Raw genomic sequence first — 22,372 nt, forward strand, 5'->3', positions numbered from 1 at the left:
CGACATCCGCGCATAATCGACAGGCGCTTTCGGGAAATGTTGGGGGCTATTCGCCGCAGTCGAGCTTCACCGTCGCCGTCTGGCGCTGCCTGCCCCAGATGGCTGTGAGGGTGACCTTGCCGGCGCACTGGATGTTCGGCACCCACAACGGGCTCACCACCGGATCGCGATAGGGGATCGAGAGGTAGGGGAAGGTGCGTTTCGCCAGCACCTTGCCCGCCGTGTTGGTGGCCGTCAGGGTCAGCGGCACCTCGCTATTCTCCCCCATGTCGCGCCCCGCCGGCATCCGCACCGCGACGCTGACGATCATGTCCTCGGCTGGCTCCTTCGTGTCGCCTTCGCCGGCACCCGTATTCCAGCCGACGAATTTGGCGGGCGAGGCGATGTTGGCCGAGAGCGTGCCGGTCGTCTTGTAATAGAGCTGGGCGCGGATCGGGCCAAGGACGGGGCCGGTGTCGGCGGCCGGAGCCGGGGCGCCGAGGGTGGCGAGCGCGAGGCCCGTCAGGATCGCTGGCCGCATCATTTCTCCTCCCGTTCGATCACGCCATTCTTCATCACCAGCCGCACCGCGCGCACCGCCGTGATGTCGCGGGTGGGGTCGCCCGCCACCGCGACGAGATCGGCGAGGAGGCCCGGCTTCACCGCGCCCAGCCGGTCGGCGATGGCGAACAGCGCGGCATTGCCCGATGTGGCGGCGATCAACACCCGCGGCGCGGGCATGCCGGCGGCCGCCATCAACTCCAGCTCGCGGGCATTCTCGCCATGGGGAAAGACGCCGACATCGCCTCCGGCGCAGATCGCAACGCCGGCAGCGCGCGCGGCGGAGAAGGCCGCGCGGGCGGTGGCGAGAGAAGCGGGCACCGGATCGCCGCCCGTCCAGCCGCGATAGCGGGCGATCGCGTCGGCGGCGGCGAGGGTCGGGCAATAGCCGATGCCGCGCGCCTTCATCTGGCGGAACAGATCGGGCGTGCCGGCATAGCCATGTTCGATCGTATCGACCCCGGCGAGGATCGCGCGGCGCATCCCCTCGGCGGTGGAGGCGTGGGCGACGGCGGTGCGGCCGGCGCCATGGGCGATGGCGACCGCGCTTGCCAGCTCCGCCTCGGTGAAGGTGGCGCGGGCGGGTTCGCCCGGCCGCCAGCGGTAATCGGCGTAGAGCTTGACCACGTCGGCGCCGTTCGCGATCTGGCGCCGCACCGCGCGGACCAGCCCGTCGCTATCCGCCTCCTCGGCGCCCTGCGGCACGACCACGCCGGGCTCGAACCCCTTCGGCCCGTAAGCGCCGGTCGCGACCAGCGCGAGCGTGGCGACCAGCATGCGCGGGCCGGGGATGATGCGCTGCTCGATCGCCTGCTTCAGCCCGACATCGGCATAGCCCGCCCCCTCGGTGCCGAGATCGCGCACCGTGGTGAAGCCCGCCATCAGCGTCGCCTTCGCCGCGACGCTGGCGCGCGCGGTGCGCAGCGCCAGCGGCTCGTGCAGCACCTGATCGTCCCACGATGTTTCGTTATAGGGATGGAGGAACAGGTGCGAATGGCCCTCGATCAGGCCGGGCATCAGCGTGGCGCCGGGCAGGTCGATCACGGTCGCGCCGGCGGCCGACAGGTTCGGCCCGACCTCGGCGATGCGTTCGCCGCGCACCAGCACCTGCCAGCCCTCGTGCGGGCGCGGATCCATGCCGTCGAAGACGCGGGCGGGGCGGATGAGATAGACGGTCTCGGCCGACGCCAGGCCGGGCGCGAGGAGAAGGAGCAGGGCGATCAGCAGGCGCATGGACTTCCCCGTCGCGGCGGTTAGGTTTCGGACTATGCCGCAATCCACCCGCTTCGCCACCCGCGTCCTGCTTCCGCTGCTGCTGATTGCCACGCCGGCGATCGCGCAGGGCCCCGCCGATCTCGGCCGCTGGAAGGCGCAGGCGGCTAGGGTCACCATCACCCGCGACACGCATGGCATTGCGCATGTGAAGGGCAAGACCGACGCGGACGCGGTGTTCGGCATGATCTACGCGCAGGCCGAGGACGACTTCAACCGGATCGAGAGCAATTACCTCACCAACCTCGGCCGCATGGCCGAGAGCGAGGGCGAGATCGCTGTGTGGCAGGATCTGCGGCAGCGGCTGTTCATCGATCCCGAGGTGCTGAAGGCGGATTACGCCAAGTCGCCGCCGTGGCTGAAAAAGCTGATGGATGCCTGGGCGGACGGGCTGAACTATTATCTCGCCACCAACCCGCATGTCGTGCCCCGGGTCATCACGCATTTCGAGCCGTGGATGGCGCTGAGCTTCACCGAGGGCAGCATCGGCGGCGATATCGAGAAGGTGCCCGTCACGCAGGTACAGGCCTTCTACGGCCGGCAGGCGGTGGCGATGACCGATGTGGAGCGTGGCACCGCCTATCGCGAGCCGCAGGGATCGAACGGCTTCGCCATCGCGCCGAGCCATACGCAGAACGGCCACGCGCTGCTGCTCATCAACCCGCACACCAGCTTCTTCTTCCGATCCGAATTGCAGATGACGAGCGACGAGGGGCTCGACGCTTATGGCGCCGCGACCTGGGGGCAATTCTTCGTCTATCAGGGCTTCAACGCGAAGGCCGGCTGGATGCACACCACCAGCGGCGTGGATGCGGTCGACGAATTCGCCGAGACGATCGAGACCGGCGCGGACGGGCGCCGCACCTATCTCTACGGCACGGAGCGGCGGCGGCTGATCGAGAAGGTCATCACGCTCAAGGTGCGCCAGCCCGATGGCTCGCTCGCCGAGCGGCGCATCACCACTTATGCCACCCATCACGGCCCGATCACGCGCGCGGCTGGCGGCAAGTGGATCGCGACCGCGCTGATGAACCGGCCGATCGCCGCGCTGGAACAGAGCTTCCTGCGCACCAAGACGGCCGATCTGGCCGGTTTCGTGAAAGTGGCCGGGCATCATCAGGCGAACAGCTCGAACAACACGCTGTTCGCCGACGCCAGGGGCGAGATTGCCTATCTCCACCCGCAATTCGTGCCGGTGCGGGACGATCGCTTCGATTATCGCAGCCCGGTCGACGGCAGCGATCCGGCGACCGACTGGAAGGGGCTGACCCCCTTCGCGCAGCTGCCGCAGGCGCTGAAGCCCGCCAACGGCTGGACGATGAACGTCAACAACTGGCCGTGGACGGCGGCCGGGGCGGACAGCCCGAAGCGCGAGGCCTTTCCGCGCTACATGGATCAGGTCGGCGAAAATCCGCGCGGGCCGCACGCGCTGCGCGTGCTGGAAGCGCGCAAGGATTTCACGCCCGAGACGCTGATCGCGGCGGCCTACGATCCCTACCTCACCGGCTTCGCGCGGATGCTGCCGCCGCTGATCGCCGCTTATGACGCGCTGCCGGCGGGCGATCCGCAGAAAGCGAAGCTGGCCGAGCCGATCGCGCTGCTGCGCGGCTGGGATTATCGCTGGGGGCTGGCCTCCAAGCCGACCTCGCTCGCGGTCTTCTGGGGCGAGATATTGTGGGCGGCGGTGACCGACGCGGCCAAGGCGCAGCGCATATCGCCATGGGATTATATGAGCGATCGGGCGAGCGACACCCAGCGCCTCGCCGCGCTGGCCGCCGCCGCCGATCGGCTGAAACAGGATTTCGGCTCGGTCGCGGCGCCGTGGGGCGAGATCAACCGCTTCCAGCGCAACGACGGGCGGATCGTGCAGCAGTTCGACGACGCCAAACCGTCGATCGGGGTGCCCTTCACCGGATCGCAATGGGGCTCGCTCGCGGCGTTCGGCGCGCGGCGCTATCCGGGCACGAAGCGATATTATGGCACGCTGGGCAACAGCTTCGTCGCGGTGGTCGAGTTCGGGCCGAAGGTGCGCGCCTGGGCGGTGAGCGCGGGTGGCGAGAGCGGCGATCCGGCCTCGCCGCACTTCAACGATCAGGCGCAGCGTTATGCCGATGGCGCGCTGCGGCCGGTATATTATTATCCCGAGGATGTGGCCGCGCATGCCGAGCGCCGCTACCGGCCGGGCGATTGAGGAGGGTTTCGATGGTTCGCACTTTCGCGCTGGTGCTGGCGCTCCTCGCCGCCCCGCTGGCGGCGCAGACGCCGGTGGTGCCGCCGCCCGCGCCGCCGATGCTGGGCGTCGCCCCCGCGCCGCGCCCGGCGACCGTGAAGGTCACGCTCGCCACCAGCGAAGGCCCGATCGTGCTGGAGCTGGAGAGCGAGCGCGCGCCGATCACGACCGGCAATTTCCTGAAATATGTCGATCAGAAGCGGCTCGACGGCACCAGTTTCTACCGGGCGACGATGGTGGCGAAGGAGCCTCTGTTCGGGCTGATCCAGGGCGGCGTGAAGTTCGATCCGAAGAAGGTGCTGCCGCCGATCAAGCATGAGCCGACGACGGTGACGGGCCTTGGCCATACCGACGGCACGATATCGATGGCGCGCGGCGCGCCGGGCACCGCGACGGCCGATTTCTTCATCACCATCGGCGACATGCCCTCGATGAACGCCGACCCCAAGGCGCCCGGCGACAATCAGGGCTTCGCGGCGTTCGGCCATGTGGTGGAGGGGATGGACATCGTCCGTCGCATCCTGACCGCGCCGACCTCCCCCACGGCAGGGGTGGGGCCGATGAAGGGCCAGATGCTGGCGGCGCCGGTGAAGATCGAGACGGCGAAGCGGGTGAAGTAAACAAGCCCATCCCTTGAAGGGGAGGGGCTTAGGTTAGGCCAGCCGCTCTGGCACTTCCTCGGCTTCGTCGATCAGACTCTCTCGCTCCTGCATCGCTTCCCACGGGAAGACGAACCAGTCCTTGGTCACCGAGCGATCGATCTCGCGCGACCAGTAATCGACGGTCGCCTTGGAGCGGACATTGTTGATGAGGACGGCGACGCGGGCGTTGGCCATGTCGCCGCCGTGGGCGCGGATCGCGTCGAGCAGATAGGCGATGGTCGATCCCGAATCGTTGATATCGTCGACGAACAGGATGCGCTCACCCTCGGCGGTCTGGTGGGCCAGCTTCACGAGCAGTTCGTCGGCGAAGCCATAGACCTTGCTGCTGTGATCGACCGACAGCATCGAGATCCCCGTGCTGTGCGAGAGATACGCCCCCGGAACCAGCCCGCCGCGGCCAATGCCGACAACGAAATCGGGCGTCCAGTCCCCCGCGCGCACGGCGGCGCCGATCGCCTTCACGTCGGCGACGAAATCCTCATAGGGAATGTAGGCGAGATTGGGCTGGCTCATGCGCGGCCTCTAGCGCGGGAGAAGGGGATTCGCCACTGGCTGTGTGGTCGAAGAAATTCGGTGCTCCGGCGCAGGCCGGAGCCTTGGCCGCAGGTGCTGCGCTCCGTAACCCTGGGCTCCGGCCTGCGCCGCAGCACGGTGGGGCTTACTGGAAGGCGGCCACATAATCGTCGATCGCCGCAATCTGCTTCGTCACCGCTTCGTCGTCCAGGAACGAGCCCAGGAAGCTGTTGCGCGCCAGGGTCGCGAAATCGGCCTTCGTCAGCACGCCGTTGGCGGCGATGGCGCGGTAATTGTCGTTCACATAGCCGCCGAAATAGGCCGGATCGTCCGAATTGATCGTCGCGCGCAGGCCCGCGCCCAGCATCCGCTCGATCGGGTGGCCGGCCATCTCCGGCACGACGCAAAGCTTGAGGTTGGAGAGCGGGCAGACCGTGAGCGTCATCCCCTCGCGCGCCAGCCGGGTGGTCAGCACGGCATCCTCCAGCGCGCGATTGCCATGGTCGAGCCGGTCGATCCTGAGGATGTCGAGCGCTTCGTGCACGTAAGCCGGCGGCCCCTCCTCGCCGGCATGGGCGACCAGCTTCAGCCCTTTGGCGGCGGCGGCGGCGAACACACGGGCGAATTTCTCGGGCGGGTGGCCGATTTCGGAGGAATCGAGGCCGACCCCGGCGATGCGATCGAGCCACGGCTCCGCCTGCTCCAAGGTCTTGAACGCCTCGGCTTCGCTCAGATGGCGCAGGAAGCAGAGGATCAGTTTCGAGGTGATGCCGTGGCGCGCCTCGGCCTCGGCCATGCCCGCCAGCAGGCCTTCGATGGCGACCGAGAAGGGCAGGCCGCGATCGGTGTGGGTCTGCGGATCGAAGAAGATTTCCGCATGGGTCACATGGTCGGCCGCCGCGCGATCGAAATAGGCCAGCGCCAGATCGCGGAAATCCGCCTCGGTCTGGAGGACACCCGCGCCCTGATAATAAATGTCGAGGAAATCCTGAAGGTTGGAGAAATCATAGGCCGCCCGCAGCGCCTCGACATCGGCGTAGGGCAGGGTGATGCCGTTGCGCGTCGCCAGCGCGAACATCAGCTCGGGCTCCAGGCTGCCCTCGATATGCAGGTGCAGTTCGGCCTTGGGCAGGCCGGAGACGAAGCGGTCGAGATCGGTCATTTGCTATCCCTGATGTGCGCGGGTCGGCCGCGCAGATAGGTGCTGTGGACCGCGCGGTCATCCCCCAGCATCATCAACGCGAACAGCCGGTCGTGGAGATTGGTGGTGGCTGCCGTCCGCCGGGCGAGCAACGGCGTGGCGGCGGGATCGAGCACGACGAAATCGGCCTCGTATCCGGCGGCCAGCGCGCCGATCCTGCGATCCAGCTTCAGCGCCTTCGCCCCGCCCAGCGTGGCGAGATAGAGCGCGCGGAAGGGATCGAGGCTGGTGCCGCGCAACTGGCCGACCTTATAGGCTTCGGCGAGCGTCGCCAGCAGCGAGAAACTGGTGCCCGCGCCGACATCGGTGCCCATGCCGACCGTCACCCCCGCCGAATCCGCCGCCGCAAGGTCGAACAGGCCGGAGCCGAGGAACAGGTTGGAGGTGGGGCAGAAGGAAATCGCCGATCCCACCTTGGCCATCCGCGCCATCTGGCCGGCATCGAGGTGCACGCCATGCGCGAACACCGATCGATCGCCGACGAGGCCGTGGCGGGCATAGACGTCGAGATAATCGTCGTGATCGGGGAAGCAGGCCGCCACGGCGGCGATCTCGCCGTGATTTTCGGACAGATGCGTGTGGAGCAGCACGTCGTCATGCGCGGCCAGCATCGCGCCTGCGCTGCCGAGTTGCTCGGGCGTGGAGGTGAGCGCGAAGCGCGGGGTGACGGCATAACCCAGTCGCCCGCGCCCCCGGTAGCGCGCGATCAGCGCCTCGCTCTCCTCGCGCCCGCTGGCGACCGTATCGCGCAGGCCATCGGGCGCGTCGCGGTCCATCAGCACCTTGCCCGATACGATCCGCATGTCGCGGGCGAGGGCGGCATCGAACAAGGCCTCGACCGACTGGCGGTGGACGGTGGCGAAGACGAGCGCGGCGGTGGTGCCGTTGCGGAGCAGTTCGCCCAGGAAGAAATCCGCCACCCCGTCGGCATGCGCCCGGTTCGCGAAGGCCAGTTCGGCGGGGAAGATGTGGCGATCGAGCCAGTCGAGCAACTGATGGCCGTGCGCGGCGATGCGGTCCGTCTGCGGATAATGGATGTGGGTATCGACGAAGCCGGGGACGATCAGGCCGGGCAGGCTGGTCGTCGGCACGCCGTCATATTTCCACCCCAAAGCGGCGCGCGGGCCGACCTCGACGATCTCGCCATCCTCGACCACCATCAGGGCGGAGGGAATGTGGCGGATCGCCGCCTCGCCGTCGCGCTGCGGATCGGCGAGCGTGGTCAGCAATTCGCCGTGAAAGGCTTCGGTCGTCATGCTTGGGGCTTCACGCTCGCGATGGCGGCGAGGATGCGTTCGGGGGTGGCCGGCGCGTCGAGGCGCGGCATGGCGCCATCGCCCGCCGCCTTGACCGCCTCGGTCAGCGCGGAAAGCACGCTGATCGCCAGCATCAGCGGCGGCTCGCCCACCGCCTTGGAGCGGTGGATCGTCTCCTCCACGTTCCGCCCACCAGCCCACAGCGCGATGTTTATCACCGGCGGCCGATCGGAGGCGCAGGGGATCTTGTAGGTGGAGGGGGCGTGGGTCAGCAGCCGGCCGTCGTCCGCGAACACCAGTTCCTCGGTCGTCAGCCAGCCCATGCCCTGCACGAACCCACCCTCGATCTGGCCGAGATCGATCGCCGGATTGAGCGATTTCCCGACATCGTGGAGGATATCGGCGCGCAGCACGCGGCTTTCGCCCGTCAGCGTATCGATCGCGACTTCGGCGACGGCGGCGCCATAAGCGAAATAATAGAAAGGCCGGCCGCGATGGTTGGCCCGATCGTAGCCGATCTTGGGCGTGGCGTAGAAACCGGCCGACGATAGCGACACGCGGGCGAGATGGGCGATGCGGCAGAAATCGTCGAACGGGGTCGCCTCGGTGCCGGCGACGACATGGCCGCCCTCGAAGGTGACATCTTCCGCCGCTACGCCCGCGCGGGCGGCGGCGAGCGCCGCGAGGCGGTCGCGGATCGCGGTGGCGGCGTTGAAGGCGGCCATGCCGTTGAGGTCCGCGCCCGAGGAGGCGGCGGTGGCGGACGTATTGGGCACCTTGTCGGTCACGGTGGCCGAGGTGCGGACCCGATCGACGGACACGCCGAACACGTCGGCCACCACCTGCGCTACCTTCACGAACAGGCCCTGGCCCATCTCGGTGCCGCCATGATTCAGCAGGATCGACCCGTCGGCATAGACATGCACCAGCGCGCCTGCCTGGTTGAGATGCGTCGTGGTGAAGCTGATGCCGAACTTCACCGGCGTCAGCGCGATGCCGCGCCGGAGATAGGGGTGGCTGGCGTTGAATTCGGCGATGGCGGCGCGGCGGGCTTCGTAATTCGACGAGGCGGCCAGTTCGTCGATGATCTCGGGCGCGACATTGTCCTCGACGATCATGTGATAGGGCGTCACGTCGCGCTCCGGCCCGTAGAGGTTGGCCCGGCGCACGGCGAGCGGATCGGCCCCAAGCGTCGCGGCGATATGGTCCATCACCCGCTCGATCGCGACCATCCCCTGCGGCCCGCCGAAGCCCCGGAAAGCGGTGTTGGAGACGGTGTGGGTGCGGAAGCGGTGGCTGACGATCTCGACCGCCGGAAAATGATAGCAATTGTCCGCGTGGAACATCGCCCGGTCGTTGATCGCGAGGCTGAGATCGACCGTGGCGCCGCAGCGTGACGCGAGATCGAGGCGGATGCCGGCGATGCGGCCGTCGCCGTCGAAGCCGACGTCGTAATCCACCACGAAATCATGGCGCTTGCCGGTGATCGCCATATCCTCGTCGCGATCGACGCGATATTTCGCCGGCCGCCCTGTCTTGGCCGCGACCAGCGCGCAGGCGGCGGCGAACAGCGCGGCCTGGCTTTCCTTGCCGCCGAACGCGCCGCCCATGCGCCGCACCTCCACCGTCACGTCGGCGTGGGTCAGGTGCAGCATGTGGGCGACGAGATGCTGGATTTCGGAGGGGTGTTGTGTCGAGGCGAGGATGTGCACCGCGCCGCTCTCGCGCGGGGTTGCGATCGAGACCTGCCCTTCGAGATAGAAATGATCCTGCCCGCCGATTTCGATCGATCCGGCGATCCTGTGCGGCGCGGTGGCGAGCGCGGCATCGGCGTCGCCGCGCGCCATGCGCTGGGCTTTCTCCAGCACCGATCCGGCGGCGCGCGCTTGGGCGATAGTGACGAGCGGCGGCTCGACCGCATAGTCGATCCGGCCCAGCTTCGCGGCGGCGCGCGCGGCGCGGACGCTGGTGGCGGCGACGAGGAAGATCGGCTGGCCGTGCGAGATCACCTCGCCATCGGCCAGCAGCAGATCGTCGGCGAACACCGGGCCGACGCTGTTGCGGCCGGGAATGTCGGCGGCGGTATAGACGCCGACCACACCCGGCGCGGCGCGCACCGCATCCAGATCGACCGACAGGATCTTCGCCCGCGCATGGGCCGATCCGCCGAAGGCGAGGTGCAGCATATCGCCGGGTTCGGGCGTGTCGTCGGTATAGGTGGCCGTGCCCGAAACGTGGAGCGCCGCGCTGTCGTGCGCCAGCGCGCGGGCGACCTGGCGGGTCGGGCGGCGGGGATCGGCCTCAGCCATCCACCGCCTCCAGCGCGAGCAGGCCGGCGGGCGCGCTGCGCTCGTGCCACATCCGCCGCAGGATATTGCCCGCCGCCTCCAGCCGATAGGCCGAGGTGCCACGCAGATCGTCGAGCGGTTGATAATCCTCCGCCAGCGCGCGGGCGGCGCTGTCGAGCGAAGCGGCGGATAGCGGTGCGCCGGTGAGCGCGGCCTCGGCGGCGGGCGCGCGCTTTGGGGTGCCCGCCATGCCGCCGAAGGCGATGCGTGCGGCAGTGACGATCTCCCCGGCCATGGTCAGCCGGATCGCGGCGCAGACGGCGGAAATATCGCTATCGAACCGCTTCGAGAGTTTGACGATGCGGACGATATCGGTGGGCGCGGGGCGCGGCACGAAGACGCTCTCGACCCACTCGCCGGGCTGGCGATCCTGTTTCCCATAGGCGAGGAAATAGTCTTCCAGCGGCATCGTGCGGCGTTCATCGCCCCGCCGCAGGGTGAGCGTGGCGCCCAACGCGATCAGCGCGGGCGGCATGTCGCCGATCGGCGAGCCGTTGGCGATATTGCCGCCGATCGTGCCGGCGTTGCGCACCTGCGCCCCCGCGATCCGCCGCACCAGTTCGCCGAGATCGGGATGCAGCCCGCCCAGCGCCGCCTGCGCCTCGGCATAGCGCACGCCCGCGCCGATCGTCAGGCCGGCATCGCTGTCCTGAGTATCGCGCAGATCGGCGATGTCGGCGATCGAGACGACGGTATCGATGATCCGCCCCATCTTGGTGACCCACAGGCCCACATCGGTCGCGCCCGCCACGATCCGCGCGTCGGGGTGGCGCAACATGACCGCCGCGAATTCGTCCGCCGTGCGCGGGGCGATCCAGCGGCGGGTGGTGCCGACGATCGGATCGGCCCAGGTGAAATCGAGCGCCGCGTCGCGCTGGATCGCCTGCAACGCGGCGATCGTCGCGCCATCGTCGCGCGCCTCGGGCACGATGTCGCGCGCCACGTCGAGGATCGGGCCATAGCCGGTGCAGCGGCACAGATTGCCGCCGAGCAGGTCCGCCGCCGATCCGCCGCTGCCCGCCGCATCGATGCTGCGCGCGTAGAGCGACATCACGATGCCCGGCGTGCAGAAGCCGCATTGCGATCCGTGCCGCTCCACCATCGCCTGCTGGACGGGGTGGAGCGCCCTGGGCGTGCCGAGGCTTTCGACCGTGAGCAGCGCCTTGCCGTCGAGCGCGGGGAGGAAGAGGATGCAGGCGTTGACCGCGCGCCATGCCATGCCGTCGCCCGCCAATTCGCCGACCAGCACGGTGCACGCGCCGCAATCCCCCTCGGCGCAGCCCTCCTTCGTGCCGGTGCGGCGGGCGCGGGTGCGCAGCCAATCGAGCAGGGTGCCGGTGGGATCGACCGGGCCGGGCGCGATGATTTCGCCGTCGAGCAGGAAGCGGGCGCCGGTCATGCGCGGGCCGCCCCGTCCACCCGTTCGTCCTGAGCGTAGTCGAAGGACGTGCGGCTGGACGCAGCGCTTGGGGCACGCCCTTCGACTGCGCTCAGGGCGAACGGGGTTGGTGGGGTGACGTATGCCACCTCAACTCCCCCGATAGGTCGAATAGCCGAAGGGCGAGACCAGCAGCGGCACATGATAATGGCCATCGGGTTCGGCCACGCCGAAATCGATCCCGATCACGTCGAGGAAGGGCGGATCGGGCAGCGCCACGCCCGCGCCCCGAAAATAGTCCGCCACCGCGAACTCCAGCCGATATTGCCCCGCCGCGAACGGACGGTCGCCGATCAGGCCGGGGCAGCGGCCGTCGCCGTTGGTGACGCCCTCCGCCACCAGCTCGCCGCCCACGAACAGGCGGAGGGCGATGCCGGCCGCCGGGCGGCCGTGGGCGGTGTCGAGGACGTGGGTGGAGAGGCTCATGCGCCGGCCTCCGGGCGCACCCACTGGCCAGTGAATTCGATCTCCGAATAGTCGAGATAATCCTGCAACATCGCCTGCTCGTCATCGAGGAAGAGCTGGTTGGCGACGCCGGTCACCAGCTTGGGAATGGCCTGTTTCAGCCCGGACAGCGCGGCGGCTGACAGGCCCAGCGAGATCAGCGCCGAATAGTTGAACGCGAACAGCCCGTGCAGCCGCGCCACCCCCGCCTCGCTGCGCGCGGTGAACTGGAAGCCCTGGCCCAGATAGGGGTGGGCGTCGGCCAGCGCATTGCCCCTGCCATCGGGCACGTAGCGATCCGACCAGCGCGCGATATCGTCCGCCACCAGCGCCAGTTCGGGCCGCAGCGCGGGATCGCTGACGAGGCCGGTCGACAGGACGAGGAAATCATAGGTGAAACGGCCCTGCGGCGTCGTCACCACCACGCCCTCGGCCGTCTCCTCCACACTCTCCCACGGGGCGCCCAGATGCAGCGCGAAGCCGGGATAGGCCGCCGCGCGATCGAACGTGTCGTTGGTCGGCGGCTGGTTGCGATCGAGGAAGCTGACCATCACCGCATATTTGCCGGCATCGTCGAGCGCGGTGTAGCGGCCGATCAGCCCGGCCTGCTCCATGTGGCGGATCGGATTGACGCGGGGCATCTCCCGCCGGCGAATGAACACCTCCGCCGCCGCCACGCCCAGCGACAGCGCATGTTGCGCATTGTCGAACGCCGAGGCGCCGCCGCCGAGGATGGCGACGCGCTTGCCCTTCAGCGCCTCATAATCGATTGGCTCGGACGTGTGCGCGTAGCGCGATTTCGGCAGGGCATCGCGGATGAAGCCGGGCGTATGCCACTCGCCGCCGCCCTGGATGCCCGTCGCCAGCACCACCTTGCGCGCGACGATCCGCCCGGAGGCGGGCGCGCCGGGGCCGGAGACCTGCAACACGTGCACGCCACCCGCCTGCGGCTCGATCCGGTCGAGCCGCGTCTCGTTGCGCACGGGAATGCCCAGCACCTGCCGATACCAGCGCAGATAGGCCATCCAGTCGCGGCGCGGGATCTTGCCGACCGCTTCCCAGCCGGCGGGGCCATGCTGCGCCTCCCAATAAGCGCGGAAGGTGAGGCTGGGGATGCCCAGGTCGATCGAGGTGATCGCCTTGGGCGTGCGGAGCGTCACCATGCGGGCATAGGTATCCCACGGCCCCTCGTAGCCCGCCGGATTCTCGTCGATGACGAGGATGTTCGACACCCGCTCGCGCATCAGCCCGAAGGCCGCGCCGAGCCCCGATTGCCCGCCGCCGACGATGACGACGTCATGGACCGGCTCGCCATCCACCGGCGCGCGCGGGCGGGTCCAGCTCGCCCCGCCATGGGCGAGCGCCTCCAGATCCCACGCCACCTGCGCGGCGAGGTCGTCGAGGCTCATCGGGCCCATCATCCGGCGACCCGATCGTCGAGGCGCAGCCGCACGATCTCGCCGATCTGGGCGATGGCCTCGGCCAGTTCGGTATCGCTGTCGTGGGCCAGTCGCCGCTCCATCGCCGTCAATATCCCCGCCTTGTCCGTCAGCCGGACGCAGATGATGAAGGGAAAGCCGAAGCGCGCGCCATAGGCCGCGTTCAGTGCGTGGAAGCGGTCATATTCCGCTTGGGTCAATCGATCGAGGCCCGCCGAAGCCTGTTCGGCGGTGGATTCCGCCGTCAGCGTCCGGTCGATCGCCGCCTTGCCGGCCAGTTCCGGGTGGGCGCGCACCAGCGCCAGCCGGGCTTCCGGCGATGCATCGGCCACCACCGCCATCAGGCTTTCGTGCATCGCCGCGAAGTCGCCGAACGGTCGCCGGCCCGCCGCCTCCGCCACGATCCATGGCGAATGTTCGAACAGGAAACCGAAGGCGGCGACGAAGCCGGCCTCGTCCAGATTATTGACCTCGTCGATCGTCAAGAGGTGGTGCCCTCCAGAGAGACATGCGCCGAGACGACCTTCCAGCCGTCCGGGAACTTCACCCACGCCTGCGTCTGCCGCCCGCGCCGGTCGGAACTCTCGCGGAAGAACTCCGCGTCGGCGGTGGCGAAGCTATCGCCATAGACGGTGATCGCGACCTTGCCCAATTTGCGCTGGGGTGATCCGCCGCGCCCTTTGCGGAACTCGCGGATTTCCTCGATGCCGTACAGCACCTCGCCCACGCCATAACGGTTGGTGGTCGGCGCGTCGTGGAACAGCAGATCCATCGCGGGGATGTCGTCGGCCATCAGCGCGCGCTCATATTCCTGGAAGGCGGCGGTCACTTCGGCGAGCAGCTTGGGGTCGTCGATCGTCATGCGGGAAAAGTCTCCATCCAGTGGCGGGCGATATCGATGCGGCGCGCGACCCATACGTCGGAATGCGCCATCACATGATCGAGGAAGCGGGCGACCGCCAGCGCGCGGGCGGGCTTGCCGGCGATGCGGCAATGCAGCCCGACCGACATCATCCGCCCGCCCTCGTGATAGAGCATGTCGAACGTGTCGCGCAGGTGGCGGAAGAATTGCTCGCCCTCGGTGAAGCCGTTCAAGGCCACGAACTTCATGTCGTTGGCCTCCAGCGTATAGGGCACGATCAGCTGCACCCCGCCGTTGGCCTTGTCCCAATAGGGCAGATCGTCGGCATAGCTGTCGGCGTCGTAGAGGAAGCCGCCCTCCTGCGCGATCAGCCGCGCGGTGTTGGGGCTGGTGCGGCCCTGATACCAGCCGAGCGGCCGCTCGCCGGTGAGCATCGTGTGGATCGCGATCGCCTGGTGGATGTGGGCGCGCTCGACCTCCTCGGGCACATTCTGGTAATCGATCCACTTGAGGCCATGGGTCGCGATCTCCCAGCCGGAGGCGAGCATCGCCGCGACGGCCTCCGGATGTTTCTCCATCGCGGTCGCCACGCCGAAGACGGTGAGGGGCAGCTGCCGCTCGTCGAACAGGCGGCGCAGGCGCCAGAAGCCGGCGCGGCTGCCATATTCGTACAGGCTCTCCATCGCCATCGCGCGGGCGGGATGGGCGGGGGCGCCGACCATGTCGGAGAGGAACGCCTCGGAGCCGGCGTCGCCATGCAGCACGCTGTTCTCGCCGCCCTCCTCGTAATTGAGGACGAAGTTTACGGCGATGCGGGCGCCGCCCGGCCAGCGCGGGTCGGGTGGGGTGGCGCCGTAGCCGATGAGATCGCGGGGGTAGGTCATGTGACCAAATTCCTCCCCCGCAGGGGGAGGGGGACCATGCGAAGCATGGTGGAGGGGTATCGCGCTATCGAGAGGGGGGATACCCCTCCACCACCGCCTGCGGCGGCGGTCCCCCTCCCCTTGCAGGGGAGGAACTCAGGAATATTCATCCCCACGCCTCCAGCGCCGCATCCACCCCCGCGCCCGCCGGCACCGCAAACCCCTCGGCCCGCAACACCGCCTCCAGCGCGCCCAAGGTAATCAGCACCTTATGCTTGCGGGCGTTGTAGCCCATCGCCCCGATCCGCCAGATGCGCCCCGCCAGCGGCCCGAAGGCCGTGCCGATCTCGATCTCGAAATCCTCGCGCATCCGCCGGCGGATGGCCTCGCCGTTGACGCCCTCTGGTATCCACACGCCGGTCACGTTGGTCATGCGGCAGGCGTCGTCGCCGAACACCACGAGCCCCATCGCGCGCAGCCCGGCGGTGATGGCGCGGCCGGCCGAGGCATGGCGGGCGAAGCGCGTCTCCAGCCCTTCCTCCAGCATGATCCGGGCACATTCCCGCGCGCCGTAGAGCATGGTCGTCGCCTCGGTATGGTGGTTGAGGCGCTTTTCGCCCCAATAATCCATCACCATCGCCAGATCGAAATAATTGGAGCCGATCCGCCGCCCCGGCCCCTCGTCGAGATCGTCGGTGGCGATGCCCTTTTCGACATGGCGGCGCGAGAAGATGAAGTCGGCCGCACGATCGGAAATGGTGATCGGCGCCGAGCCGGACGGGCCGCCGAGGCATTTCTGCAAGCCGCCCGTCACCACGTCCGCGCCCCAGCCATCCGTATCGACCGCCATGCCGCCGATCGTGGCGGTGGCATCGACATAGGCCAGCGCGCCCACCTCGCGCGCGACCGCGCCCAGCCCGTCCAACGGCTGCGCCATCGTCGTCGAGGTGTCGCCATGGACGCAGGCGATCACCGCCGGCCGCACCCGCCGCGCCGCCTCGGCGATGGCCTCCATACTTACCACCTGGCCCCATTCGGCATCGACCGTCTCGACCCGGCCGCCGACCCGCTCGACGATCTCCTGCAACAACAGGCCGAAGCGGCCGGCGCGCACCACCAGCACGGTCGCCCCCGGTTCGACCAGCGAGACGAGCGCCGCCTCGATGCCCGCCCGCGCGGTGCCGTCGACCAGGAAGGTCCAGCGGTTCCCGGTCATGAAGACGCCCCGGTAGAGCGCCATCGTCTCGTTCATGTATCCCGTCATCTCGGGATCGAACTGGCCCAGCAGATCGGCCGACATCGCCCGCAGCACGCGGGGATGCGCGTTGACCGGGCCGGGGCCCATCAACAGCCGCTGGGGCGGATCGATCTCACCGAAAACGTCAGGCACGGGGCACATCTCCAAACCGCCGAACGAAGCCCAGCATCGCCTGAAGCGCAAGCTCCACGTCGGCGGGATCGACCTTTTCCGCCGGATTGTGGCTGATCCCGCCTGCGCAGCGGATGAACAGCATCGCCATCGGCGCGAGCCCCGCCATCACCATCGCATCATGCCCCGCGCCCGAAACGAGCCGGCGGACGGGCAGACCGAGATCGGCAATCGCGGCGTCGAGCAACGCCATCAACTGCGGATCGCAGGGCGAGGCTGGCAGATCCTGCACCTGCTCCCACGTCAGGCCGAGCCCGCGCGCGGCGGCGATGGCATGCAGCGCCTCGCCGATCCGCGCCGCCCCGGCATCGCGCCGCGCCACTTCGCCCGATCGCACATCGACCGAAAACTCGACCCGCCCCGGCACCACATTCACCGCGCCCGGCGCGACGCTCAGCCGGCCGACGGTGGCGACCAGATCGGAGGAATCGTCTGTGGCGATCCGCTCGACCGCCAGCACCATCTCGGCCGCGCCCGCCAGCGCATCGGCGCGCAGGCCCATGGCGGTGGTGCCGGCATGGCCCGCGCGACCACTGACGACCGCGCGAAACCGCAATTGCGCGGCGATGCCGGTGACGGTGCCCAGCGCCAGCCCCTCGGCTTCCAGCACCGGCCCCTGCTCGATATGCGCCTCCAGAAAGGCCAGCACCGTCCCCGGCCGATAGCCCGCCCGGCCGAGCCCCGCGACGCCCAGGATCGGCGCGGGCACGCCCGGCGGTTTGGGAAAGGCCTGGAGCGCGGCATCGAGTGTCAGCCCGTCGCGATCGACCACGCCGTCGGTGGCGTCTGCCGGCAGCGACCCCGCCGCCGCGCGCGAGCAGATCATGCTGGCGGGGAAGCGCGACCCCTCCTCGTCCCCGAAGGCGATGACCTCGATCGCGAAAGGCGGCCGCTCGCCCGCCGCATGGAGCGCCGCGACCGTTTCGATACCCAGCATGATGCCGAGCGGGCCGTCGTAATTCCCGCCGTCGCGCACGCTGTCGATATGGCTGCCGGTCAGCAGGCAGGGCGCGCCGGGCGTCTGCCCCTCGTAGCGGCCGATCAGATTGGCGGCGCCGTCGAGCCGCACGCTCATGCCCGCTTCCGCCATCCAGCCCGCCAGCCGCTCCAGCGCGGCGGCGTGGGCGGGGGTGAGGAAGGCACGGAACAGCATGTCCGGCTCTTCCGAAAAACGGCCGCGCCCCAGTTCGTCGCAGCGCGCCACCGCGCGGGCGCCGCCGGGTGGCGGCATCACCATGCGCCGACCTGCCCGTCGCTGCGCGGATCGGTGGCGCCTTCGAGCAGACCGGTCGGATGGCGCACGATCGCGCCGGCATGGCCCATCGTCGTCGCGGTGAACGGCTCGACCAGTTCGACATCATGCCCGGCCGCGCGCAATGCGGCGATCAGCACGGGATCGAAGCGATCCTCCAGCTTGAGCGACACGCTCGCCTCGCCCCATGTCCGCCCAAGCAGCCAACGCGGCGAGGTGATCGCGGCCTGCAAGCCCATGCCGAACTTGGCGTAGCGGGTGAAGATCGCCGCCTGCGTCTGCGGCTGGCCCTCGCCGCCCATCGTGCCATAGACCATCGTGCGACCGTCATCGAAGCGGGCGAGCGCGGGGTTGAGCGTGTGGAAGGGCTTGCGGCGCGGCGCGAGCGCGTTCCAGCCGTTGGCGGCCAAGCGGAAGCTGCTGCCCCGATTCTGCCAGGTGATGCCGGTTTCGGGCAGGACGATGCCCGATCCGAACTCGAAATAGGTCGATTGGATGATCGATGCGGCGCGGCCCTCGCCGTCGATCGCGCCGAACCACACGGTGTCGCCCGCGCTCGGCGGCTGCGGCCAGGCGAGCGCGTGGGCGGGGTCGATCCGCGCCGCCATCGCGTCCAGCCGCGCGCCGTCGTCGAGCAGGGCCTGCGCCGTCTCTTCCATCCATGCCGGGTCGCCGCAATGGCGGTCGCGCCACAGGAAGGCCTGCTTGGTCGCCTCGACCAGCCCGTGGACGTGCGCGAAGCCCTCGCCCTCCGTCACGCCCAGCCGATCGAAGAGGGCGAGGATCGCGAGCGAGGCCACGCCCTGCGTCGGCGGGATCATATTGAACAGGTCGATCCCGGTGATCCGCGCGTGGAGCGGATCGACCGTGTCGGCGCGATGGTCGGCCAGATCCTTGGCCGAAACCGGGCTGCCGGCGGCCGCCAGATCGGCGGCGATGTCGCGGGCAAGCGCCCCGGTGTAGAAATCCTGTGCGCCGGCCTCGGCGATGCGGCGCAGGGTGCGGGCCAGCGCGGGTTGTTTCAGCGTCTCGCCCTCGCGCAAGGGCCGGCCATCGGGCAGGAAATGCGCGGCGAAGCCCGATATCGGCGCCAGCTCGCCCGCCTTGGCGGCCATGATCGCCGCCCCTCCGGCCGTCACCGCGACGCCCGCTTCCGCATGATGGATCGCATCTTCCAGCAGGCGGGCGAGCGGCAGGGTGCCGCCGCCCACCTCCAGCGCCCTGGCCCAGCCGGAGACGGTGCCCGCCACGGTGTTGGCGGCGAGCGGCCCGCGCCAAGGGATCGCGTCGAGCCCGGCATACAGATCCAGCGACAACGACGCCGCCGATCGCCCGCAGGCATCTACCGCACGCACCGGCTGCCCCGGATCGGCGAGCAGCCAGAAGCCGTCGCCGCCCAAGCCCGTCATGTGCGGATAGACCACCGCCAGCGCGGCGGCCATCGCCACCCCCGCCTCGGCCGCGGTGCCGCCATCCTGCAACACGCGCAGCCCCGCCTGCGAAGCGAGATGGTGGGGCGATGTCACCATCCCCCGATGGCTTTTGACGCTGTTCAACATGACATCAGCCTAGCCTGCCGCATCGCGGGCGTCACCCTGCCGAGAGCCATACGAAGCGCACCACGAACAGCGCCGCGAGCACGAACAGCAGCCAGTCGGCCCGCGTCGCCTTACCCTTGATCGCCTTCAGCAGCGCATGGGCGGTGATGCCGAAGGCGAGGCCGTTGGCGATCGAGAAGGTCAGCGGGATTATCACCAGGGTCAGGAAGGCGGGGATGGCGTCGGTCGGCTCGTCCCACGCGATCTCGGCCAAGGGCGCCATCATCAGCGCGCCGACCAGAATGAGCGCGGGCGCCGTCGCCGCCACCGGCACGAGCTGGGCGTAGGGTGCCGCGAACATCGCGATCAGGAACAGGAGGCCGGTCACCACGGCGGTCAGCCCGGTGCGCCCGCCCGCCTGCACGCCCGCCGCGCTCTCGACATAGGAGGTGACGGTGCTGGTGCCCGCGACCGCGCCGACCATCGTGGCGACCGCGTCGGTCATCAGGATGCGCTTGAGGCGGGGAATGCGCCCCTGCGCGTCGACGAGGCCGGCGCGCTTGGTGACCGCCACCAAGGTGCCGATATTGTCGAACAGATCGACGAACAGGAACACGAACAGGATTTCCAGCACGCCGATGCCATGCCCGCCGGCGCGGCCGAACACCCCGCCGAAATCGAGCGCGAAGGCCGTCTCGGTCAAGGCCGCCAGGCTGTAGGGCTGGGGGATGAAGGTGACGAGGCCGATCGCCCAGCCGATGATCGTACTGACGACCATCCCGATCAGGATCGCCCCGCGCACGCCCCAGGCCGAAAGTCCCGCGATCAGCACCAGCCCGAAGATGGCGAGCGCCGCGTCGGGCGCCTTGAGGTCGCCCAGCCCCACGCTGGTCGCCGGGCTCGACACGACGATGCCGGCGTTGCGCAGGCCGATGAAGGCAATGAACAGGCCGATGCCCCCCGCCACCGCCGCCAGCAGCGTCGGCGGGATGGCGGCGACGATCATCTGGCGGATGCCGACCAGGGTGAGGGCGAGGAAGGCGAGGCCGGAGATGAACACGCAGGCCAGCGCCACCGGCCACGGCACGCCCATCCCCTGCACCACGGTGAAGCTGAAATACGCGTTGAGCCCCATGCCGGGGGCGAGCGCCAGCGGCACGTTGGCCACCAGCCCCATCGAGATCGAGGCGAAGGCCGCCGCGAAACAGGTCGCCGCCGCCACCGCCGCCACCGGCAACCCCGCCTGCCCCAGGATCGCCGGGTTGACGAGGATGATATAGGCCATGGTGAGGAAGGTGGTGGCCCCCGCCATCGCCTCGGTCCGCAGACTCGTTCCGCGCGCGTTGATGGCGAAGCGGCGTTCCAGAAATCCGATCATCGCCGATCCCCCCGGATGCAATGGCAAGCGTGTGAGCCTAGCCGATCTGCTGCGTTGCACAATGGGGAAGCTCGCGCGGGAAAAATGAGAACGTCGCCCCGGCGAAGGCCGGGGCCGCAGGCGGCAGGGGCGACGCGATCAGGCTCGAGCGGGCGCCGAATAGCCCGTCACGCCCTCGGCCTCCAGCCGCCGGGCGACCGCCATCAGCAACCCCTCCCGCCCCGGCGCGGCGATCAGCTGGATGCCGAGCGGTAGCGCGCCGGGCCGCCGCAAAGGCACCGCCAGCACCGGCACGCCCAGCAGGGTCAGCGGCTGCGTGTAGAGGCCCAGGTTCGCGCGCGCCGGCACCGGCTTGCCATCCACCAGGATCGTGCCGTCGGCGATGCGCGGGGCGGGGCCGACGACGGCGGGGGCCAGCAGCAGATCGAAACGGTCGAACAAGTCATGCATCCGCTCCCGCGCCCACGCCCGGAAGCGTTGTGCCTGCAGATAGATCGCCGCCGGGGTCAGCGCGCCCGCGATCAGCCGGTCGCGTACGGCGGGGTCGTAGCCGAGCGCGTCGGTGCGCAGCGTCGGCAGATGGAGGTTGCCCGCCTCGCAGGCCGAGATCAGGAAGGCCGCCGCACGGCAGCGCGCCGCCTCGGGCAATTCCACCGGGGACGATCCGCCCAGCGCCGCGCCGATCGCCGCCACGCCCGCCAGCATCGCCGGATCGGCATTGGCCTCGAACCAGCCGGTCAGCCGCCCGACCCGCAGCCCCTCGGCCGGATCCGCCGTCGCGCCCGTCAGCACATCGTGCACCAGCGCCATTTCGGCGGCGGTGCGGGTGAAGGGGCCGACCGTGTCGAAGGCGGCGACGAAGGGGAAGCTGCCGTGGCGGCCGGGCGCGCCGCCCTGCGTGGGGCGCAGGCCGTGGATACCGCACAGCGATGCGGGAACGCGGATCGATCCGTTGGTGTCCGATCCCAGCGAGAGCGGCACCAGCCCCGCCGCCACCGCCGCCGCCGACCCGCCGGACGATCCGCCCGCCAGCCGCTCGCGATCGTGCGGGTTGAGCGTGCGGCCGTGATGCGCGTTCTCGGTGGCGAAGCCATAGGCGAATTCGTCCATCACCGTCGTGCCGACCAGCACCGCGCCCGCCGCCGCGAGCGTGGCGACGATCGGCGCGTCCTCGGCGGCGGGCGGCGCATCGGCGCGGATCGCGGAGCCGGCGGTGGTGACCTCGCCGGCCACATCGAACAGATCCTTGGTGGCGAAGGGCACGCCCGCCAGCGGCCCCGGATCGCCGCCGGCCGCGACCACCGCATCCACCCGCGCCGCATCGGCCAGCGCGCGGGCCTCGAGGATGCGGGTGAAGGCGTTGAGCGCCGGATCGCGCGCCGCGATGTCGGCCAAGGTCGCGCGAGCGATGGCGACCGCCGATTCGCGGCCCGACCGCACGGCGGCGGCGATGTCGATCGCGGAACGCGCGCCGCTCACGGGCGATACTCCGGCGCGGGCTCGATCTCGGGCGGCAGCGGGAAATCCATCACCAACGCGGCATAATGATCGAGCAAAGCGAGATTGGCGCGTACCCCCGGCCGGCAGGCATCGGGCAGGTCGAGCCCGACCAGCGCGGTCAGCAGATCGATGCGGGTATCGTCGGCGGGCGTATCCATCGCCTGTCTTTGGCGGGCCGACGGCGCCGAAACAACCCACCTTTCCCGC

Annotated in this window: 20 protein-coding genes; 2 read left to right on the forward strand and 18 right to left on the reverse strand. The window is 69.6% G+C overall.

The genetic code is table 11. The features are described 5' to 3' along the window. Positions 1 to 46: 46 nt before the first annotated feature. Together PQ455_RS00330 and PQ455_RS00335 are read right to left on the reverse strand one after the other, a co-directional pair. Positions 47 to 520: a hypothetical protein gene (locus PQ455_RS00330; RefSeq protein ID WP_273688162.1), complete on the reverse strand. Its 474-nt coding sequence runs from the start codon at positions 518 to 520 to the stop codon at positions 47 to 49. Next, entirely contained in the window at positions 520 to 1,773 is a 1,254-nt protein-coding gene (locus tag PQ455_RS00335; RefSeq protein ID WP_273688164.1) for a metal-dependent hydrolase family protein, read from the reverse strand. Before PQ455_RS00335 ends, PQ455_RS00330 begins: the two co-directional genes overlap by 1 nt. A 34-nt stretch (positions 1,774 to 1,807) precedes the next feature. On the opposite strand from PQ455_RS00335, the gene PQ455_RS00340 reads away from it, so the two are divergent. Both PQ455_RS00340 and PQ455_RS00345 read left to right on the forward strand, forming a co-directional pair. Further along, a complete protein-coding gene (locus tag PQ455_RS00340; RefSeq protein ID WP_273688166.1) occupies positions 1,808 to 4,003 on the forward strand; it encodes a penicillin acylase family protein in 2,196 nt (731 codons plus the stop codon). Positions 4,004 to 4,014: 11 nt separating this feature from the next. Then, the gene (locus PQ455_RS00345) at positions 4,015 to 4,662 is read left to right on the forward strand and encodes a peptidylprolyl isomerase (protein ID WP_273688168.1); all 648 of its coding nucleotides are present in this window, start codon (positions 4,015 to 4,017) and stop codon (positions 4,660 to 4,662) included. A 33-nt stretch (positions 4,663 to 4,695) separates the two neighbouring features. Here the strand turns inward: PQ455_RS00345 and PQ455_RS00350 are convergent, their stop codons facing one another. From PQ455_RS00350 to PQ455_RS00425, 16 genes are all read right to left on the reverse strand, one after another. Next, complete coding sequence (locus PQ455_RS00350) at positions 4,696 to 5,217, reverse strand: phosphoribosyltransferase (RefSeq protein WP_273688171.1); 522 nt, start codon at positions 5,215 to 5,217, stop codon at positions 4,696 to 4,698. Positions 5,218 to 5,362: 145 nt separating this feature from the next. Beyond that, on the reverse strand, positions 5,363 to 6,379 hold the full coding sequence (locus PQ455_RS00355; protein ID WP_273688173.1) for an adenosine deaminase: 1,017 nt from the start codon (positions 6,377 to 6,379) through the stop codon (positions 5,363 to 5,365). Continuing rightward, positions 6,376 to 7,674 (reverse strand): guanine deaminase, encoded by a 1,299-nt coding sequence (gene guaD / locus PQ455_RS00360; protein ID WP_273688175.1) that lies wholly within the window; start codon positions 7,672 to 7,674, stop codon positions 6,376 to 6,378. Before guaD ends, PQ455_RS00355 begins: the two co-directional genes overlap by 4 nt. Beyond that, positions 7,671 to 9,983, reverse strand: a complete 2,313-nt coding sequence (gene xdhB / locus PQ455_RS00365; RefSeq protein WP_273688177.1) for a xanthine dehydrogenase molybdopterin binding subunit — start codon at positions 9,981 to 9,983, stop codon at positions 7,671 to 7,673. The genes guaD and xdhB overlap by 4 nt, the downstream gene beginning before the upstream one ends. Beyond that, on the reverse strand, positions 9,976 to 11,421 hold the full coding sequence (gene xdhA, locus PQ455_RS00370) for a xanthine dehydrogenase small subunit (RefSeq protein ID WP_273688179.1): 1,446 nt from the start codon (positions 11,419 to 11,421) through the stop codon (positions 9,976 to 9,978). Before xdhA ends, xdhB begins: the two co-directional genes overlap by 8 nt. Positions 11,422 to 11,550: 129 nt before the next feature. Further along, positions 11,551 to 11,886 (reverse strand): hydroxyisourate hydrolase, encoded by a 336-nt coding sequence (gene uraH, locus PQ455_RS00375; RefSeq protein WP_273688182.1) that lies wholly within the window; start codon positions 11,884 to 11,886, stop codon positions 11,551 to 11,553. Continuing rightward, the gene (locus PQ455_RS00380) at positions 11,883 to 13,313 is read right to left on the reverse strand and encodes an FAD/NAD(P)-binding protein (RefSeq protein WP_273688183.1); all 1,431 of its coding nucleotides are present in this window, start codon (positions 13,311 to 13,313) and stop codon (positions 11,883 to 11,885) included. Before PQ455_RS00380 ends, uraH begins: the two co-directional genes overlap by 4 nt. Positions 13,314 to 13,321: 8 nt before the next feature. Further along, entirely contained in the window at positions 13,322 to 13,828 is a 507-nt protein-coding gene (gene uraD / locus PQ455_RS00385; RefSeq protein WP_273688186.1) for a 2-oxo-4-hydroxy-4-carboxy-5-ureidoimidazoline decarboxylase, read from the reverse strand. Then, positions 13,825 to 14,205, reverse strand: coding sequence for an oxalurate catabolism protein HpxZ (hpxZ, locus tag PQ455_RS00390; RefSeq protein WP_273688189.1), 381 nt, complete (start codon positions 14,203 to 14,205; stop codon positions 13,825 to 13,827). Before hpxZ ends, uraD begins: the two co-directional genes overlap by 4 nt. Continuing rightward, positions 14,202 to 15,089, reverse strand: coding sequence for an allantoinase PuuE (gene puuE / locus PQ455_RS00395; RefSeq protein ID WP_273688191.1), 888 nt, complete (start codon positions 15,087 to 15,089; stop codon positions 14,202 to 14,204). Before puuE ends, hpxZ begins: the two co-directional genes overlap by 4 nt. 145 nt (positions 15,090 to 15,234) lie before the next feature. After that, positions 15,235 to 16,413 (reverse strand): pyridoxal-phosphate-dependent aminotransferase family protein, encoded by a 1,179-nt coding sequence (locus PQ455_RS00400; protein WP_420542878.1) that lies wholly within the window; start codon positions 16,411 to 16,413, stop codon positions 15,235 to 15,237. Positions 16,414 to 16,450: 37 nt separating this feature from the next. After that, a complete protein-coding gene (locus PQ455_RS00405; protein WP_273688195.1) occupies positions 16,451 to 17,734 on the reverse strand; it encodes an allantoate amidohydrolase in 1,284 nt (427 codons plus the stop codon). After that, entirely contained in the window at positions 17,728 to 19,308 is a 1,581-nt protein-coding gene (locus tag PQ455_RS00410) for a gamma-glutamyltransferase family protein (protein WP_273688197.1), read from the reverse strand. The genes PQ455_RS00405 and PQ455_RS00410 overlap by 7 nt, the downstream gene beginning before the upstream one ends. A 31-nt stretch (positions 19,309 to 19,339) precedes the next feature. Continuing rightward, positions 19,340 to 20,665 (reverse strand): NCS2 family permease, encoded by a 1,326-nt coding sequence (locus PQ455_RS00415; protein WP_273688198.1) that lies wholly within the window; start codon positions 20,663 to 20,665, stop codon positions 19,340 to 19,342. A 138-nt stretch (positions 20,666 to 20,803) separates the two neighbouring features. Then, entirely contained in the window at positions 20,804 to 22,144 is a 1,341-nt protein-coding gene (locus tag PQ455_RS00420; RefSeq protein ID WP_273688199.1) for an AtzE family amidohydrolase, read from the reverse strand. Beyond that, on the reverse strand, positions 22,141 to 22,323 hold the full coding sequence (locus PQ455_RS00425) for a DUF4089 domain-containing protein (RefSeq protein WP_273688202.1): 183 nt from the start codon (positions 22,321 to 22,323) through the stop codon (positions 22,141 to 22,143). The genes PQ455_RS00420 and PQ455_RS00425 overlap by 4 nt, the downstream gene beginning before the upstream one ends. Positions 22,324 to 22,372 lie beyond the last annotated feature (49 nt).

The organism is Sphingomonas naphthae, assembly GCF_028607085.1.
In the GTDB taxonomy this organism is placed as follows: Bacteria; Pseudomonadota; Alphaproteobacteria; order Sphingomonadales; family Sphingomonadaceae; genus Sphingomonas_Q; species Sphingomonas_Q naphthae.